The organism is Burkholderia anthina, from assembly GCF_001547525.1.
Lineage (GTDB): Bacteria > Pseudomonadota > Gammaproteobacteria > Burkholderiales > Burkholderiaceae > Burkholderia > Burkholderia semiarida.
In genome coordinates, this window is sequence record NZ_CM003768.1 from 1,443,210 (window position 1) to 1,459,914 (window position 16,705).

Below are 16,705 nucleotides of genomic sequence, written 5' to 3' on the forward strand. Positions count from 1 at the left end.
GGCGAGTCCGTACGGGCACTTTCAGAGGCGCCACCCGCATGACGGCAGACGGCATGCGCGGCGAGTGCCCCGGCAGATCGACTTTCGAGCGGGAGACCGGGAGTGCTTCATCAAATCATCGACCGCAGGCTGGCCGGCAAGAACAAGAGCATCGCCAATCGCGAACGCTTCCTGCGTCGCGTCAAGAACTACATTCGTCGCGCCGTGTCCGACGCGGTGCGCGACCGTAGCATCAAGGATATCCAGAGCACGCAGAGTATCACGATCCCGCGCAAGGACATCGCGGAGCCGAATTTCCGGCACGCGCCGGGCGGGCGTCGTGAATACGTGCACCCGGGCAACGAGGACTACGTGCGCGGCGACAAGATCCCGCGTCCGCAAGGCGGCTCGGGGGGCGGCGGCAGTCAGGCGAGCAACGAGGGCGAAGGGCAGGACGACTTCGTGTTCGAGCTGTCGCGCGACGAGTTCATGCAGTACTTCTTCGACGATCTCGAACTGCCGCGCCTCGTGAAGACGCACCTGCTGACGGTGCCGAGCTGGAAGAACGTGCGCGCGGGCTGGTCGGCGGAAGGCACGCCGAACAACATCGACGTCGTGCGTTCGCTGCGCAGCGCGCTCGGCCGGCGCATCGCGCTCGGCTCGCCGCTCGTCAACGAGTTGCGCGAGCTCGAGGCGCAGCTCGAAGCGCTGAAGAGCGACCCGGAAGACCGCCGCGCGGAAATCGCGACGCTCGAAGCCGAGATCCATCACCTGAAAGGGCGCATCTGGCGGATTCCGTTCATCGATCCGTTCGACCTGCGCTACATCAACCGCGTGAAGCAGCCGCAGCCGTCGAGCCAGGCCGTGATGTTCTGCCTGATGGACGTGTCGGGCTCGATGGACGAGCAGCGCAAGGATCTTGCAAAGCGCTTCTTCATCCTGCTTTACCTGTTCCTCAAGCGCAACTACGAGCGCATCGAAGTGGTGTTCATCCGCCACCACACGCGGGCCGAGGAGGTCGACGAGGACACCTTCTTCCATTCGACCGAAAGCGGCGGCACGGTGGTGTCGAGCGCGCTCGAACTGATGCGCAAGGTGATGGACGAGCGCTACTCGCCGACCGAGTGGAACATCTACGGCGCGCAGGCGTCCGACGGCGACAACTGGACTGACGATTCGCCCAAGTGTCGCAAAATCCTGGAAGAGGATATCCTCACCAAGACGCGTTACTTCGCGTATATCCAGGTCGCGCCGGAAGAGCAGAACCTGTGGCTGGAATACGCGCAACTGGCCCTGTCGCAACCGCATCTCGCGATGAAAAAAGTGGAATCGGCTGCGGACATTTACCCAGTGTTTCGCGAATTGTTCGAAAAGCAGGTGGAAATGTCATGACGAGCCGCCATCTGCACAACGAGTCGCGCGGCTACGAGCCGCGCCCTTCCGGCGACGACACGGCCGGCCCTGCCGCATCGCAGCAACCCGGGCAGGCCGAGCCGCCGCCGCCGGCCGCCGACTTGCCCGGTTCCGGGCAAAAGGAAGCGCGTATGAACGTTGCCGAACGCAAGCCGCTGCCGTGCCCGTCCGACTGGACGTTCGAATTGCTCGAGGAATACGACACGCACATCTCGCAGGTTGCCGAACAATACGAGCTCGACATCTACCCGATCCAGCTCGAACTGATCAGCGCCGAGCAGATGATGGACGCGTATGCGTCGGTCGGGATGCCCGTCAACTACCGTCACTGGTCGTTCGGCAAGCACTTCCTCGCGACCGAGAAGAGCTACCGCCGCGGGCAGATGGGCCTGGCCTACGAAATCGTCATCAATTCGAACCCGTGCATCGCGTATCTGATGGAAGAGAACACGATGACGATGCAGGCGCTCGTCATCGCGCACGCGGCGTACGGGCACAATTCGTTCTTCAAGGGCAACTACCTGTTCAGGCTGTGGACGGACGCGCACGCGATCATCGACTATCTCGTGTACGCGAAGAATTACGTCGCGGAATGCGAGGAGCGCTACGGTCTCGATCGCGTCGAGGAACTGCTCGACTCGTGCCATGCGCTGATGAACTACGGCGTCGACCGCTACAAGCGGCCGCAGAAGCCGTCGCTGTCGAAGGAAGCGGCGCTGCGGCGCGAGCGCGAGGCGTACCTGCAATCGCAGGTCAACGAACTGTGGCGCACGCTGCCGGGCAAGAAGCCCGAGCTGACGGAGGAGCAGGAAGACCGCTATCCGCCCGAGCCACAGGAGAACCTGCTGTATTTCGCGGAGAAGAATGCGCCGCTGCTCGAACCGTGGGAGCGGGAGGTGATCCGCATCGTGCGCAAGATCGGCCAGTATTTCTATCCGCAGCGGCAGACGCAGGTGATGAACGAAGGCTGGGCGACGTTCTGGCACTACACGCTGCTCAATACGCTGTACAACCAGGGGAAGCTGGAAGACGGCTTCATGATGGAGTTCCTGCACTCGCACAGCAACGTGGTCTACCAGCCGCCCGTCACGAAGCCGTACTACAGCGGGATCAACCCGTATGCGCTCGGCTTCTCGATGATGAGCGACATTCGCCGGATCTGCGAAGCGCCGACGGAAGAGGACTACAAGTGGTTTCCGGAGATCGCGGGCACGCCGTGGCTGCCGGCGATGCACTACGCGATGCGCAACTTCAAGGACGAGAGCTTCATCGCGCAGTACCTGTCGCCGAACCTGATCCGCGAGATGCGGCTGTTCTCGGTGCTCGACGACGACATGCGCGATTCGCTCGAGGTATCGGCGATCCACGACGATTCCGGCTATCAGTACGTGCGGCAGGCGTTGTCGCGGCAGTACGACATCCATCACCGCGAGCCGAATATCCAGGTATGGGCCGTCAACACGCGCGGCGACCGCAGCCTCACGCTGCGCCACTTCATGACCGACAACCGCCACCTGTCGAACGACAGCGACGAAGTGCTCAAGCACATGGCGCGGCTCTGGCAGTTCGACGTGTACCTGGAAAGCGTCGACGAGGCCGGCACCGTGCGCAAGCGCTACGAGTGCCGCTACGTGCCGCCGGAGGTACGCGTGTGATCGTCGCGGTCGAACATGTTTGCATCCGACGCCAGCCTGCCGGCTGGCGTTTTCATATGACGAACGGGTGACGGGAGAAAAATTTTCTACATCCGGACGAACCCGCAAAGCCTGTTACTTTACATTTCGCTAAAATCCCGTAGCGCCGTGCGCCGGAACCGGTGCCACGCGCGACCGCACGCGGCGGCCCCGGCCGTCTCGCCCAGAAAGCACTAAAAGGAACAGACCAACCCATGGACGTCCAGACCGACCAAGCTGCGCTGTCCGCGCATGACACCCGGCGGCGCGTGTTCGCCATCGTCGGCGCCTCATCGGGCAACCTCGTCGAGTGGTTCGACTTCTACATCTACTCGTTCTGCGCGCTGTACTTCGCGCCGGCGTTCTTCCCGAGCGGCAACACGACGACGCAGTTGCTGAACACGGCCGGCGTGTTCGCGGCCGGCTTCCTGATGCGTCCGATCGGCGGCTGGCTGTTCGGCCGCATCGCCGACCGTCATGGCCGGCGCGCGGCGATGATGATCTCGGTGCTGATGATGTGCGGCGGCTCGCTCGTGATCGCGGTGCTGCCGACCTATGCGCAGATCGGCGCGCTCGCGCCGGCGCTGCTGCTGGTCGCACGGCTGTTCCAGGGCCTGTCGGTGGGCGGCGAGTACGGGACGAGCGCGACCTACATGAGTGAAGTGGCGCTCAAGGGCCGTCGCGGCTTCTTCGCGTCGTTCCAGTACGTGACGCTGATCGGCGGCCAGCTGTGCGCGCTGCTGGTGCTCGTGATCCTGCAGCAGACGCTGTCGGCCGGCGAGCTGAAGGCATGGGGCTGGCGCATTCCGTTCGTGGTCGGCGCGGCGGCCGCGCTGATTTCGCTGTACCTGCGCAAGTCGCTCGACGAGACGTCGACGAGCGCGTCGCGCGACAAGAAGGACGCGGGCACGATCCGCGGCGTGTGGCAGCACAAGGGCGCGTTTTTCACGGTGGTCGGCTTCACGGCCGGCGGCTCGCTGATCTTCTACACATTCACGACGTACATGCAGAAATACCTCGTGAACACGGCCGGCATGCACGCGAAGACGGCCAGCAACGTGATGACCGTCGCGCTGCTCGTCTACATGCTGATGCAGCCGGTGTTCGGCGCGCTGTCGGACAAGATCGGCCGCCGCACGTCGATGATCCTGTTCGGTTCGTTCGCGGTGATCGGCACGGTGCCGCTGATGCATGCGCTGAAGGACGTGACGAGCCCGGTGGCCGCCTTCGTGCTGGTGACGGTCGCGCTGGCGATCGTCAGTTTCTACACGTCGATCAGCGGCCTCATCAAGGCCGAGATGTTCCCGCCGGAAGTGCGCGCGATGGGCGTCGGCCTGTCGTATGCGGTGGCGAACGCGATCTTCGGCGGCTCGGCCGAGTACGTCGCGCTGTGGTTCAAGTCGATCGGCAGCGAGGAAACCTTCTACTGGTACGTGACCGTGCTGTGCGCGATCTCGCTGATCGTGTCGTGGCGGATGCGCGATCCGAGCAAGGAAGGGTACCTGCGTCACGAGCCGTGATCGATTGCGCCGTGCGCGCATGTGCATCGTGACGAACGTCCCGCCAGCGGCGGGACGTTTTCGTTGGTGCGCGCGATTCCGCCGGGGCGACGCGCGGTCGGGATCCGGTGCCGGAGCCTGGACAGGCGCGGGCATGAGCGTACGCCGTCATATCGATATGGAAATCGATTCGTTGCCTGTTGCGGGCGATTTCCTTACTCTGAACCCGTAGTTCGTGTGACACCTCCTTGACTGGGATTCGCGCCCGCTGCTTGCAGCGGGCGTTTTTTTGCGTGCTGCGCCCACTGCCGGGCGAGGAGCGACGAGTGCCTGGCCGGCTCTCGGCTTGAAGACGCGCATGGGACACGTCCGTAATAGTGCGGGTGTCGATATAACCGGTCCAAAAATGTGGATTTTCAACCGTGAGCCGGGAAGGCATGCCAATTTCCATTGGCAATGCTCGTGTGCGGGTAATTCGTCAAAGAAAACCCGGCGTGCATTGCCCCGATCATGCGATTTGTCCTTTTTTCTATCTTCGTTGATGGTACGTTATCGAGCGTTTTAATTTTGATATAAGGAATTGCCGGTTTTTGACTAATGTGAATATTTTTTGACGATTCAGGACAAGCTGCAAAAAACAACCGGGACAGACCATGTCTCGTGCTGCCGGGAAGGCGATTCGCCGGCCCGTGCGCGCATTCCGGCCGGTCGACGCAGATGGCCGAAACTATGCCGGTTGGCTGATATCGAGCCGGTTTCGTGGTTAGGATTTATCCGAACGGATAAGGATTCCGATATTTCTTACTCGTCCGATATCGGAAAGTCATCCAAATAAATAGAATGGCTGCGGTCGTCATTTTTCGGTTGAAGTCATCCAGTCTTCCGGAATAACGCGATCCGATCGGCGGTGCCGGCAAGCGGTGGAAGGCTGAATGCCCATGCGCCGATCGTCTCTTCCGAGAAAAATCGTCCATTTTTAGAGGAATCCAACGATGAAAATGAATCTGCTTCGGGGTTGCGTTGCAGCGGGTGTCGCGAGTGTCGCCATGGTGCCGTCGGTTTCGCACGCGTTCGATGGCCAGCTCGATTTCTACGGCAGCATCTCCGACGTTACCTGCAACATCAATGGCGAAGCGCCCGGCCCCGGCAACCGGAAAGAGGTGCAGCTCGGCGATCGCATCAGCCCGGGCACGTTCGACAAGATCGGGGCGACGTCGACGCCTGTCGCGTTCAATCTGGCCATCGGCGGCAATACCGGTTGTACCAACAACACGAAGGTCGTGATCGAATTCGATCCGGTGTCGGTGAACATCAACCCCGCCACGGGCAACCTGAAGCTCATCGGCACGAAACCGGCGGAAGGCGTCGAGATCCAGATCAGCGACGCGGGTAACGGCAAGTCCGGCAAGATCATGCTCGGCAAGCCGCAGAACATCACCGAAGCGCAGGTCGCGACCGTCCAGAACAACGTCGCAACGCTCAGCTATACGGCGTCGTATGTGTCGACGGCCGCACCGGATGCGATCAAGACTGGTTCGGGCAACTCGTTCATCCGCTATCTGCTCGCGTATCACTGATCGGCGCATTCTCCATTCCATGTCATGACCTTGTCAGTTCGTTGTCCTTATTTACAAGTCGTGGCCGGTGTCATGGCGTGGGCCGCCTGCGCCACGCTGGCGCAGGCGGCGCTTTTGCTGGACGGTACGCGGGTGATTTTTCCCGAGCGCTCGCGCGACGTCACGGTCCGGATGGAAAACTCCGGTTCCGATCCGGTGCTCGCGCAAAGCTGGATCGACGACGGCCGCGCCGACGTTCCGCCCGAGCAGATGCGCACGCCATTCGTCGTCACGCCAACGCTGGCGCGCGTCGAGGCGGGGCGCAGCGCGGTGCTGCGCATCACCAACATGCAGGCGAAGTTGCCGGCCGACCGTGAATCGGTGTTCTGGCTGAATGTGCTGGAAGTTCCAACGGTGCGTCCCGATGCGGACAATCAGCTGCGCTTCGCGTTCCGAACCCGTATCAAGCTGTTTTATCGGCCTTCGTCATTGGCGAACGACGTCGATATGGCACCGGAAAAACTGGTGTGGAAGGCGGCGACCGATACGTCGCATGCGGGCGAACGGCAGATGTCGCTCGAGGTCTCCAACCCGACGCCGTATTACGTTTCGTTCGGGATGGTCGAAGGCGGCTTCGGCGGCACGTTCGTGTCGGCCGGTGGCGGGATGGTCGCACCGTTCGCGTCGCAGCGTTTTCCGCTGCGAGGCGCCGCCGTGCAGTCGCATCTCCCGACGGCCGTACGTTACATGCTCATCGACGACTACGGCGGCCGCACCACGATAACGAAAAAACTGACCGACTGAGCAGTCGGTCCACGCAACGCATCCGGAAGGCACCATCCAGTATGCCGGATTCCATTTATCAATTCGGTATACGAACTAACTGAATCCACATGCGCAGTTCAGCAGGTTTCCACTCTTCATGCGCGACGGGGCTTGCGCTCCGGTTGCCGCAGCGGCCGTGTCTGCTGGCGGTCGCATCCGTGTTCGCGACGGTCGCGATGGTGTCGGGTACGGACGCCATCGCGGACACGATCGACACGGTGGCGCAGGAGGACGAGCGTCGCGCGGCCGCGGGTACGGCGCCGGCCAACCCCGCGGCGGGCGCGACGCGCTTCGACGATTCGATGTTGATGCACGGCCCGGACAGCGAGCCGATCGATACGACGCCTTTCGAGCGCCCGAATACGGTCCCGGCAGGCGTGCATCGGGTCGATCTGATCGTCAATGGACTGTGGCGTGGCGTGGAGGACATCACGTTCCGCCCCGATGCGCGCGGCGACGTGACGCCTTGCTACGACAAGGCGCTGCTGCAGCGGGTCGGCGTCGACCTCGACCGAAGCGCGCGCGGCCAGGATGGCGACCAGCCGCCGAACCCGATGCCCGACGGCACGATCTGCGATGCGCTGTCGCGCTACGTGCCCGGTGCCGCGTTGTCGTTCGATGCGGCCGAGCAGAAACTGTATCTGACGGCGCCGCAGTTCTATATGCGGCTCGCCAGCCGGAGCACCTACGTCGATCCGTCGAACTGGACGAACGGCGTGCCTGCCGCGTGGCTGAACTACAGCGCGAGCGTGTTCAATACGCGTTCCAGCGGCTACGCGTTCTCGCAGCTCTACACCGGGTTGTCGATGGCCGCGAGCGCCGGGCGGTTCCGAATTCGCCACAACGGCAACCTCACGTGGTCGCAGCGCGGCGGCACCCGCTATCAGCGCGGCTACGTATACGCACAAACCGATCTGCCCGACTGGCGCGCACAGTTGCTGGCCGGCGAAAGCTCGACCAACGGCACGCTGTTCGACGGTGTGTCGTTCCGCGGTGTACAAATCTCCAGCGATGACCGGATGCTGCCCGACGAACAGCGCGACTATGCGCCGGTCGTGCGGGGCGTCGCGCAGTCGAATGCCAAGGTGTCGATCTACCAGCGCGGCTATCTCGTTCACGAGACGACCGTCGCACCGGGGCCGTTCACGATCGACAACCTGCAGGCGATGACCTACGGCGGCGACCTCGACGTGACGGTGACCGAGGCCAACGGCGAAACGCGCAGCTTCGTGGTTCCGTTCGCGACGACGGTCCAACTGTTGCGGCCCGGCAGCACGCGGTTCAGCGCGATGGCCGGGCAGGCGATCGAACTCGGCGGCGGCACCGACATCGGCACGCAGTACGTCGGCCAGTTCACGGTGCGGCGAGGCATCAGCAACGCGGTGACGGCCTACGGCGGCGCCGCGTTCGCGAACCGCTACCAGTCGGTGCTGACGGGCGTCGCGCTCAATACGGCGATCGGCGGTTTCGCGGCGGACGTCACGGTCGCGCGCACCCAGCCGCAAGGCAGCGAGCGCATGACGGGCTCCAGCGTGCGCGTGTCGTACAGCAAGAACCTGCCGAACAGCGGCACGAACTTTTCGCTGCTCGCGTATCGCTACTCGACCAAAGGCTACCTCGGCCTGCGCGACGCGCTGCTGCTGAATGCCCAGAGCAACACCGGCGCGGGTCTGGCATCGATCGCGCGCGTGCGCAATCGCGTCGACCTCAACGTGAGTCAGCAGGTCGGGCGCACGGGCAGCGTCTACGCGAACGGATCGGCGCTCAGCTACTGGGCGGGACGCGGGCAGACGCTCAGCTTCACGCTCGGCTACAACACGCAGTGGCGCGACGCCACGATCACCGCGTCGGTGCAACGCGTGCGCAATCTGTCCGTGATGGACCGGTCGTTCGGCGGCACGTCGGGCAGCACGCTCGTGAGCCTGAACGTGTCGATTCCGCTGGGTCGCAATACGCGGCGCGCACCGATCTTCAGCTCGTTCGTCACGCATGACAGCAGCACCGGTACGAGCGCGACGGCCGGCCTCGCGGGCCGTTTCGGCCAGCAAAACGGCGGATCGTATTCGCTGTCGTCGAGCTACGACGGCAGCAACCGCGCGTCGTCGGGCAGTTTCGGCGTCGGCTATCAGCGGCCGGCCGTGTCGCTGTCGGCGAATGTCGGCATCGGGCGCGATTATCAGCAGGCGTCTGCGAACGCAACGGGCGGCCTGGTGCTGCACCCGGGCGGCCTGACACCGGCGCCCACGTTGAGCGAGACCATCGGTGTCGTGCATGCGCCGAACGCGCGCGGCGCATTGGTGGCAAACACCACGGCACGCGTCGACCGCTTCGGTTACGCGATCGTGCCGAGCCTGATCCCGTATCAGCTCAACAAGGTCGACATCGACCCGAAGGACGTGCCGGAAGACGTCGAACTGAAGACCGTGTCGCACAGCGTGGCGCCGCGCTCCGGTTCGATCGTCATGCTGTCCTACGACACGGTGAAGGCGCGCGCGCTGCTGATCGACGCGCAAACCGACGACGGCCGGCCGCTGCCGTTCGCCGCGCGTGCGCTCGACGCGCATACCGGTGCGGCGCTCGGCGTGGTGGGGCAGGGTAGCCGGCTGTTCGTGCGCAGTCCCGCGGAAGACGGCCAGATTCGCGTCGAATGGGGCACGCGCGCCGATCAGCAATGCGTGATCGATTACGCGGTGCCGGCCGCGCAGCGTGCGGGAACCGGCTACGTGACGCTGAGCGGCGTCTGCCGCGCGGCGACGGTAGTGCCGACGCCGGTGGCATCGGCGGCCGATCGTATTGGCGAGCGCTAGCCCCATGCGTCGATCGACATCCCGTTTCGCCGCCGTCATTCACACGCTGCGGCCCCGCTGGCGCCATCGCCCCGTCGTTGTGCGGGTCGTGTGTGCGGCCGTGCTCGGCTGCGTCGCGAGCGTCGGCACGATGCGGTGCGACGCAGCGTTATCCGTGGTCGGCACGCGCTTCGTTTATCCGGGCGACGCGCGCGCACTGACCATCTTCACGCGCAACGACGGAGACGCACCGATCCTCGTGCAGGCGTGGCTCGACGATGGCGATGCGAACGCCGATCCGGGCCGCCTGCGTGTGCCGTTCGTCGTCTCGCCGCCGCTCGCGCGGCTCGATCCGGGGCAGCCGCTGTCGATCCGTGTGCAGTCCCTGGGCGGCGGCCTCGCCGCGGATCGAGAGTCCTGTTTCTGGATCAACCTGCTCGAAGTGCCGCCGGCCGCACCGGCGGGCGAACACGCGCTGCGCATCGCGTACCGGCTGCGGATGAAGCTACTGGTTCGGCCGCCCGGTCTCGACGGCGATCCGGACGAGGCACCGAACCGGCTCGCATGGTCGCACGCCGGCGCGAACGAGGCGGCGTCGCCGGCGCCGCTCGTCGCGCTCAATCCCACGCCGTACTACGTGACGCTCACGCGTGTGTTGCTGAACGGCAAGGGCGCGATGCCGGCGAACACGGTAATGGATATCGCACCGTTCGGCCGTGTCGAGATCCCGATCGGCGCGCAGGCCGGCACGGGGCCGGGCGAGATCGTGTTCGACGCCGTCGACGACAGCGGCGCCGCGCACGAATACCGCGCGCGGCTCGCGCCGCCGTAACGGCCGGCGCGTGAAAGCTTGCAGTACCCGTCCTGCCGTGGGCATCGGCAGGGATTCAACCACAACAAGGAAAAACGAACGTGAACAAGACCTATTCTTTGGTATGGAGCGACGCGCAAGGCGCGTGGCAGGTCGCCGGCGAACGGGTGCGCCGGCGCGGCAAGTCGGCGACGCGCGCGCGCGTCGTCGCGGTGCTGGCGCTGCTCGCCGGCGGCGCGGCGACATCGGCGTATGCGCTGCCGACAGGCGAGAAGATCGTGTCCGGGAACGGCGACATCCATCGCTACGACAACGGGCGGCAGATGTCGATCAACCAGCATAGCGACAAGCTCGTGACGGACTGGCAAGCGTTCAACATCGGCAAAGGCGAGCGCGTCAAGTTCAACCAGCCGTCCGCGGCGTCGATCGCGCTGAACCGGGTCGTCGGCCAGGACGGCACCACAATCTACGGCAATCTCGATGCGAACGGCCGCGTGTTCCTCGTCAATCCGAACGGCATTCTGTTCGGCAAGGGCGCACAGGTCAATGTCGGCGGCCTGGTGGCGACGACGCTGGATATCAAGAACGACGACTTCGACGCAGGCCGCTACCGGTTTTCCGGCCAGTCTCCGACCGAAGTGCGCAACTTCGGCAATCTCGTGGCGAGCGAAGGCGGCGCGATCGCGCTGCTCGGCGCGAAAGTCTTCAACAACGGGGTCATCCAGGCGCAGATGGGCACTGTCGCGCTGGGCGCGGGGAGCGACGCCACGCTGAACTTCGACGGCAGCAAGCTGCTCAACGTGCAGATCGACCGAGGCATCGTCGATGCGCTCGTCAGCAACGAGCAGTTGCTGAAGGCCGATGGCGGGCAAGTGCTGATGAGCGCGAAGACCGCCGATACGCTGCTGCGCACCGTGGTCAACAACCAGGGCACCATCGAGGCGCGCACGCTCAGAAACGTCGCGGGCCGGATTTCGCTGGACGGCTACGACGCCGGCACCGTCAACGTCGCGGGCGTGATGAACGCGAGCGCGTCGACGCCGGGCGACGGCGGCACGGTCGAAACCCGCGGCGCCGACGTGAAGATCGCGCTTGGCGCGAGGGTCGATACGCGCGCAACCAACGGACGCGTCGGCACCTGGCGCATCGCATCGTCGGATATGTCGGTCAAGGCGGGCGCGAACCAGCCAGGTACGATCGTGGCCGATACGCTGTCGCGCAATCTCGCGACCACCGATGTCGAGCTGATCGCCGAACGCGGCCAACTGTCGGTCGACGGCCCGGTGACCTGGGCCAGCGGCAATCGCTTGACGCTCGCCGGCCGGCAAGGCGACGTGTCGATCAACGGCGCGCTGCGTGCGACCGGTGCGAATGCGAGCATGGCCATTGCCGCGAAGAACAACGTGCAGATCGCGGCGCCGATCGCGCTGACCGGCACCAACGCGCTGCTGACGCTCGATTACGGCGTCGCGCACGCCCTCGCGGGCGGTGCGGCCGTGACGCTGTCGGGGGCCGGTGCCGGTTTCGAGTCGAACGGCTATCGCTATACCGTGATCCAGAATCTGCAGCAGTTGCAGGCCGTCAACGCGAATCTCGACGCGCTGTATGTGCTCGGCAACGATATCGCCGGTTCGTATTATTACGGCTCGTCGCTCAAGACGATCGGTTCGGGCACGCCGTTCGCCGGCGTGTTCGACGGCCTCGGCAACACGATCAGCAATCTCGCCATCGCGAGCAGCGATGCCTATGCCGGGCTGTTCGGCCGCAACACCGGTACGATCGCCAACCTCAACCTGAAGTCGCTGCGTGTCAGCGCAGCCTCGGGCGTCGGTCCGGTCGCGATCGGCGGGCTGGTGGGCGAAAACGCCGGCAAGATCTCGAACGTGACGGCGACGGGCATGCAGATGAGTGCCGGCGCCAGCCGCAGCAACGTGCTGGGCGGTCTCGTCGGCATCAATAGCGGCGAGCTTTCCCACGCGCAGTTTTCGGGATCGGTAACGGGCAACGGCATGTCGGATGCCGTGGGCGGGCTGGTCGGCGAGAACCGACTGGAACAGCGTGCCGGCATCGTGTCGGACAGCGAGTCCAACGCGACCGTTTCCGGCGGCGCGTCGGTCGGCGGTCTCGTCGGCGTGAATCGGCGCGGTGAAATTCTGCGCTCGACGAGCCGTGGCACCACATCGGGCGCGTATGTCGCCAGCGCGAACGTCGGCGGGTTCGTGGGTTCGAACCTGTTCGGCACGATCGTCGACGGAACGGCGCTCGGGCGCGTGACGGGCGGCTCGAGCGGCACGGCAGGCGGGTTTGCCGGAAACAATACCGGCACGATCACCGGTTCGAGCGCGAGCGGTGCCGTGGACGGCCGATACGCGCAGGCAGTCGGCGGCTTCGTCGGGCTGAATCAGAGCAAGGTGGCCGACGGCAAGGCGCTGGGCGCCGTGTCGAGCCAGTCGGCAGGTTCGACGGGCGGTTTCGTCGGCATCAACCTCGGCGACAACGCGTCCATCGACATGGCGGAAGCGCACGGCACGGTAACGGGCGGCCAGGGTGCGAACGGTGGTTTCGTCGGCAGTCATCTCGGCGGCCGGATTGTCGACTCGGTCGCACGCGGCAAGACGATGGGCGGCAGCTACAGCAAGACGGGCGGCTTCGTCGGCAACAACGATGCCGAATTGGTTGGTGTGAACGCGAGCGGCGACGTGGTGGCCGGCACGAGTGCGTCGGTGGGCGGCTTCGCGGGCGCCAACAGGCGGTTCGGCACGATCGACGTCGCGTCTGCAGCTGGCAAGGTGATGGGCGGCCAGTCGAGCACGATCGGCGGGTTCGCAGGCGAAAACCTCGGCACGATGCGCGACGTATCGGCATGGGGGACGGTCGGCGCCGCCTACTGCGCGACGCTCGGTGGTCTGGTGGGCCTGAACGCCGGGCTCGTCGAGCGCGGTGACGCAAGCGGACGCGTCGACGGACGGCCGAACCAGACCTTCGGCGGCCTCGTCGGCATCAATCGCGGCATTTTCCGTAACAGCACCGTGTCCGGCGAAGCTGCGCTGCAGAAGATCGCCGGTCTCAATCTCGGTGTGATCGAGTAATGCAGCAGGCGGCGGGCGAGCATGGCCGGCTCCCGTCGCCGATTCAACGGGAGGGCAGCATGAAGACGATTCGACGGCGCTGGCTTTGGCGAGTCGGCCGGGCGATGCGTCGCCTGGCGACGGCGGGATGCATCCTTGCATTCGGCACGAACGCGATGGCGCAGAGCAGCAGTGGCGCGACGGCGCTGGGGTGCACGTTCAGCAACGCCGACGCGTCATCCTGGCGAATGATCACGCCGTTGACGAGCACGACGCCGGTCGGCGCGATCCTGTATCAACGCACGGTTTCTCTGATAGTCTCGTTCGCGTACGGCGTCGCGCCGACGGCGCACGAACTGGTGAGCGCCGCACACTGGATGCCCGGCAGCGTGGTCGCGAACGGTGTTGCGCAGACGAATGTGAGCGGGATCGGCTTCAAATGGGCCGGCGTGTCCGACGACAGCAGCGAGCGCACGCTGCTGCAGAGCGCGCTGCCGATGGTAACCGCAAAGTCCGAACTTGCTCTACCGGTGGGAGGCGGCAACGACGCGCGAATGGTGCGCTTCCGGCAATTTCTGGTGCTGGACAAACCGGTGTCGCAATTGCCGGAGGGCAAGCTGGTCGTCAAGAACCTGCTGGGCAGCCCGACCGTCGCGATTTATGCGATCGACTTTCCAAAAGGTGTCGCTTCGATCGGCAGCACGGTGGTGGTACCCGAGCAAACGACGCCGCCCAACCTGTGCAAGCAGGTGAAGACCTTCGTCGGCGTCGGCAACGTCTGCATCGGCAGCCAGTGCGAGATCCAGGTGCCGAACCGCTGCGAGATCCAGTCGAACATGATCGTGCCGGTCACGCTCGGCAATTTTTCGATCAACAATTTTCCAACCGTGAACGCGATGTCGAAGCCGGTCAGTTTCGATATTTCGCTCAGCCAGTGCGCGGCAGCGGCGAAGCCATTGATCAGTTTCCGCGACAAGGCCACGCAGCCGAATCCGGACAAGACGTTGCTGCAGTTGAGCGCACCGGCCGGCCAGAAGGTCGCGCGCGGGTTCAACATCGTGATGACGAATGCGCTGACCGGCGAGCGGATTGCATACGGCGAGCCCGGCGCGGCCGTCCAGTATCCGATGCGGCGCACGGGCGACATGGCCGTCATGCCGTTGAGCGCGCAGTACATCCGCACCGGTACGGATGCGGAGCTGGGCCCCGGCTATGCCGGTGGCGGCGCGGAATTCTCGTTGACGTTTCCGTGAACGCGATGCATCGATCGGTGGTCAAGCCGGTGCCGACCCGCCGGCCTCATCACGAAACCCGCAGAGCAAAGCACCATTTGTTGGTTCGGATTCGCCGCACGCGCTGATACGTTAGCGGCTTCGCGACGACACACTTCGCCGCGATGTTTTTCGAACCGTGCCGCCGCGCGATCCGCGGCGGCCTCCATAACAAATCAGGTCGTGCTCATGAAAATCAACACGCTCGCTACGTGGCTCGTCGGGGTCGCGCTCATTACCGCAGGCACCGTCGCGCATGCGGACCGTCTCGACGACATCAGGAAGGCCGGTGTGCTGCGCGTCGCGACGTTCGACAGCAACCCGCCGTTCGGTTATGTCGACGCGAAAAGCAACCACATCGTCGGTCTCGACGTCGATTACGCGAAGGCGCTTGCCGACAAGCTCGGCGTGAAGCTGCAACTGCAGCCGACCAACCCCGCGAACCGCATTCCGTTCCTGACCTCCGGCAAGGTCGACCTCGTGCTCGCGAATTTCACGATCACCGACGAGCGCGCGAAGCAAGTCGACTTCAGCATCCCGTATTTCTCGTCAGGCCAGCAGTTTCTCGCGAAGAAGGGCGTGCTGAAATCGGCCGATCAGCTGAACGGCTTGCGCGTCGGCGCGGACAAGGGCACGACCAACGAAATCACGCTGCGCGAGAAATTCCCGAAAGCGACGATCGTCGCATACGACGACACGCCGTTCGCATTTGCCGCGCTGCGCGCGGGCAACGTGCAGGCCATCACGCAGGACGGCCCGAAGCTGATCGGCCTGCTCGCGAACGTGCCCGACAAGCAGAACTACGAGATCCCGGCGTTCACGATCTCGAACGACTACATGGGCGTCGGCGTGCCGAAGGGCGAGACGCGCCTGCTCGGCTTCGTCAACGACACGCTGAAGGGGCTCGAGGCGAGCGGCCGCGCCACGCAGATCTACGACGCATGGTTCGGGCCGACGACGAAGACGCCGCTCACGCGCATTTTCCGGATCGGCGACAAGACCTGACCGCTTCCGCACGCACGCCGCGACCGGCCGGAAGATCGGCCGCGCGGCGTTGTTCGTATACCTCCGATCGCGCGCTTCGTGCGCGCTTCCCAGCATGCTCGGGTTGGCTCCCAAATATCTGTCCTGGCTCTGGCAGGGCTTCCTGCTGACACTCGGCCTCGCGGCCGCGTCGGCCGTCGCCGCGACCGTCGGCGGGCTGCTGCTCGCCGTGATGCGGCATGCACGCGGCAGGGCGCCGCGTGCGGCCGCCGCCGCGTACGTGATTGCATTTCGCAACACGCCGTTGCTCGTGCAGTTGCTGTTCTGGTATTTCGGTGTCGCGTCGTTGCTGCCCGATACGTGGACGGCGTGGCTCAATGCGCGCCATGCCGCGAGCGTGGGCCCGTTCACGCTCGCGTGGCCGTCGTTCGAATTCGTGGCCGGGTGGGTCGGGTTGAGCGCCTATACGGCTGCCTTCGTCGCCGAGGAATGCGAAGCCGGCCTGCGCGGCGTGCGGCGTGCGCAACACGATGCGGCGGCCGCGCTCGGCCTCACGCCGATGCAGTCGCTGCGCTACGTGGTGCTGCCGCAGGCCGTGCGCATCGCGTTGCCGCCGTTGTTCGGCCAATACATGAATCTCGTGAAGAACTCGTCGCTCGCGATGGCGATCGGCGTCGCCGAGTTGTCGTATGCGTCGCGGCAGGTCGAGACCGAGACGTTCAAGACGTTCGCCGCATTCGGCGTCGCGACGCTGCTGTACGTCGCGGCGGTGGCCGCGATCGAGGCCGGCGCGTATGCGGCCACGCAATGGCGCGACCGACTCGGAGCGGGGCGCTGACG

12 protein-coding genes are annotated in these 16,705 nt (G+C 64.9%); 11 read left to right on the plus strand and 1 reads right to left on the minus strand.

Annotated features, from left to right (window positions below; genetic code table 11):
* Nucleotides 1–102: 102 nt before the first annotated feature.
* From WS64_RS06795 to WS64_RS06830, 8 genes are all read left to right on the plus strand, one after another.
* Nucleotides 103–1,371, plus strand: coding sequence for a YeaH/YhbH family protein (locus WS64_RS06795; RefSeq protein WP_006476064.1), 1,269 nt, complete (start codon nt 103–105; stop codon nt 1,369–1,371).
* Entirely contained in the window at nt 1,368–3,047 is a 1,680-nt protein-coding gene (locus tag WS64_RS06800) for a SpoVR family protein (protein ID WP_059638654.1), read from the plus strand. Before WS64_RS06795 ends, WS64_RS06800 begins: the two co-directional genes overlap by 4 nt.
* Nucleotides 3,048–3,280: 233 nt before the next feature.
* Nucleotides 3,281–4,585 (plus strand): MFS family transporter, encoded by a 1,305-nt coding sequence (locus tag WS64_RS06805; protein ID WP_059584128.1) that lies wholly within the window; start codon nt 3,281–3,283, stop codon nt 4,583–4,585.
* 971 nt (nt 4,586–5,556) lie between these two features.
* Nucleotides 5,557–6,141, plus strand: coding sequence for a fimbrial protein (locus WS64_RS06810; RefSeq protein ID WP_059643254.1), 585 nt, complete (start codon nt 5,557–5,559; stop codon nt 6,139–6,141).
* Between the two features lie 24 nt (nt 6,142–6,165).
* On the plus strand, nt 6,166–6,924 hold the full coding sequence (locus WS64_RS06815) for a fimbrial biogenesis chaperone (RefSeq protein ID WP_081103788.1): 759 nt from the start codon (nt 6,166–6,168) through the stop codon (nt 6,922–6,924).
* Nucleotides 6,925–7,013: 89 nt separating this feature from the next.
* Nucleotides 7,014–9,752: a fimbria/pilus outer membrane usher protein gene (locus WS64_RS06820; protein WP_244166577.1), complete on the plus strand. Its 2,739-nt coding sequence runs from the start codon at nt 7,014–7,016 to the stop codon at nt 9,750–9,752.
* A gap of 4 nt (nt 9,753–9,756) precedes the next feature.
* Complete coding sequence (locus tag WS64_RS06825) at nt 9,757–10,563, plus strand: fimbrial biogenesis chaperone (RefSeq protein ID WP_060966075.1); 807 nt, start codon at nt 9,757–9,759, stop codon at nt 10,561–10,563.
* An 80-nt stretch (nt 10,564–10,643) separates the two neighbouring features.
* The gene (locus tag WS64_RS06830) at nt 10,644–13,631 is read left to right on the plus strand and encodes a two-partner secretion domain-containing protein (RefSeq protein ID WP_060966076.1); all 2,988 of its coding nucleotides are present in this window, start codon (nt 10,644–10,646) and stop codon (nt 13,629–13,631) included.
* 43 nt (nt 13,632–13,674) lie between these two features.
* On the opposite strand, the gene WS64_RS35170 is transcribed toward WS64_RS06830, so the two are convergent.
* Nucleotides 13,675–13,881, minus strand: a complete 207-nt coding sequence (locus WS64_RS35170; RefSeq protein WP_226223262.1) for a hypothetical protein — start codon at nt 13,879–13,881, stop codon at nt 13,675–13,677.
* On the opposite strand from WS64_RS35170, the gene WS64_RS06835 reads away from it, so the two are divergent.
* From WS64_RS06835 to WS64_RS06845, 3 genes are all read left to right on the plus strand, one after another.
* The gene (locus WS64_RS06835; protein WP_244166578.1) at nt 13,871–14,863 is read left to right on the plus strand and encodes a fimbrial protein; all 993 of its coding nucleotides are present in this window, start codon (nt 13,871–13,873) and stop codon (nt 14,861–14,863) included. The genes WS64_RS35170 and WS64_RS06835 overlap by 11 nt on opposite strands.
* 207 nt (nt 14,864–15,070) lie before the next feature.
* Nucleotides 15,071–15,886, plus strand: a complete 816-nt coding sequence (locus WS64_RS06840; RefSeq protein ID WP_059584343.1) for an ABC transporter substrate-binding protein — start codon at nt 15,071–15,073, stop codon at nt 15,884–15,886.
* Nucleotides 15,887–15,980: 94 nt separating this feature from the next.
* Nucleotides 15,981–16,703, plus strand: a complete 723-nt coding sequence (locus tag WS64_RS06845; RefSeq protein ID WP_059643266.1) for an amino acid ABC transporter permease — start codon at nt 15,981–15,983, stop codon at nt 16,701–16,703.
* Nucleotides 16,704–16,705: the final 2 nt, after the last annotated feature.

Coding starts and splice junctions, on each gene's coding strand:
- WS64_RS06800 (WP_059638654.1), top strand. CDS start 1,368: ATGACGAGCCGCCATCTGCACAACGAGTCGCGCGGCTACGAGCCGCGC.
- WS64_RS06805 (WP_059584128.1), top strand. CDS start 3,281: ATGGACGTCCAGACCGACCAAGCTGCGCTGTCCGCGCATGACACCCGG.
- WS64_RS06810 (WP_059643254.1), top strand. CDS start 5,557: ATGAAAATGAATCTGCTTCGGGGTTGCGTTGCAGCGGGTGTCGCGAGT.
- WS64_RS06815 (WP_081103788.1), top strand. CDS start 6,166: ATGACCTTGTCAGTTCGTTGTCCTTATTTACAAGTCGTGGCCGGTGTC.
- WS64_RS06820 (WP_244166577.1), top strand. CDS start 7,014: ATGCGCAGTTCAGCAGGTTTCCACTCTTCATGCGCGACGGGGCTTGCG.
- WS64_RS06825 (WP_060966075.1), top strand. CDS start 9,757: ATGCGTCGATCGACATCCCGTTTCGCCGCCGTCATTCACACGCTGCGG.
- WS64_RS06840 (WP_059584343.1), top strand. CDS start 15,071: ATGAAAATCAACACGCTCGCTACGTGGCTCGTCGGGGTCGCGCTCATT.
- WS64_RS06845 (WP_059643266.1), top strand. CDS start 15,981: ATGCTCGGGTTGGCTCCCAAATATCTGTCCTGGCTCTGGCAGGGCTTC.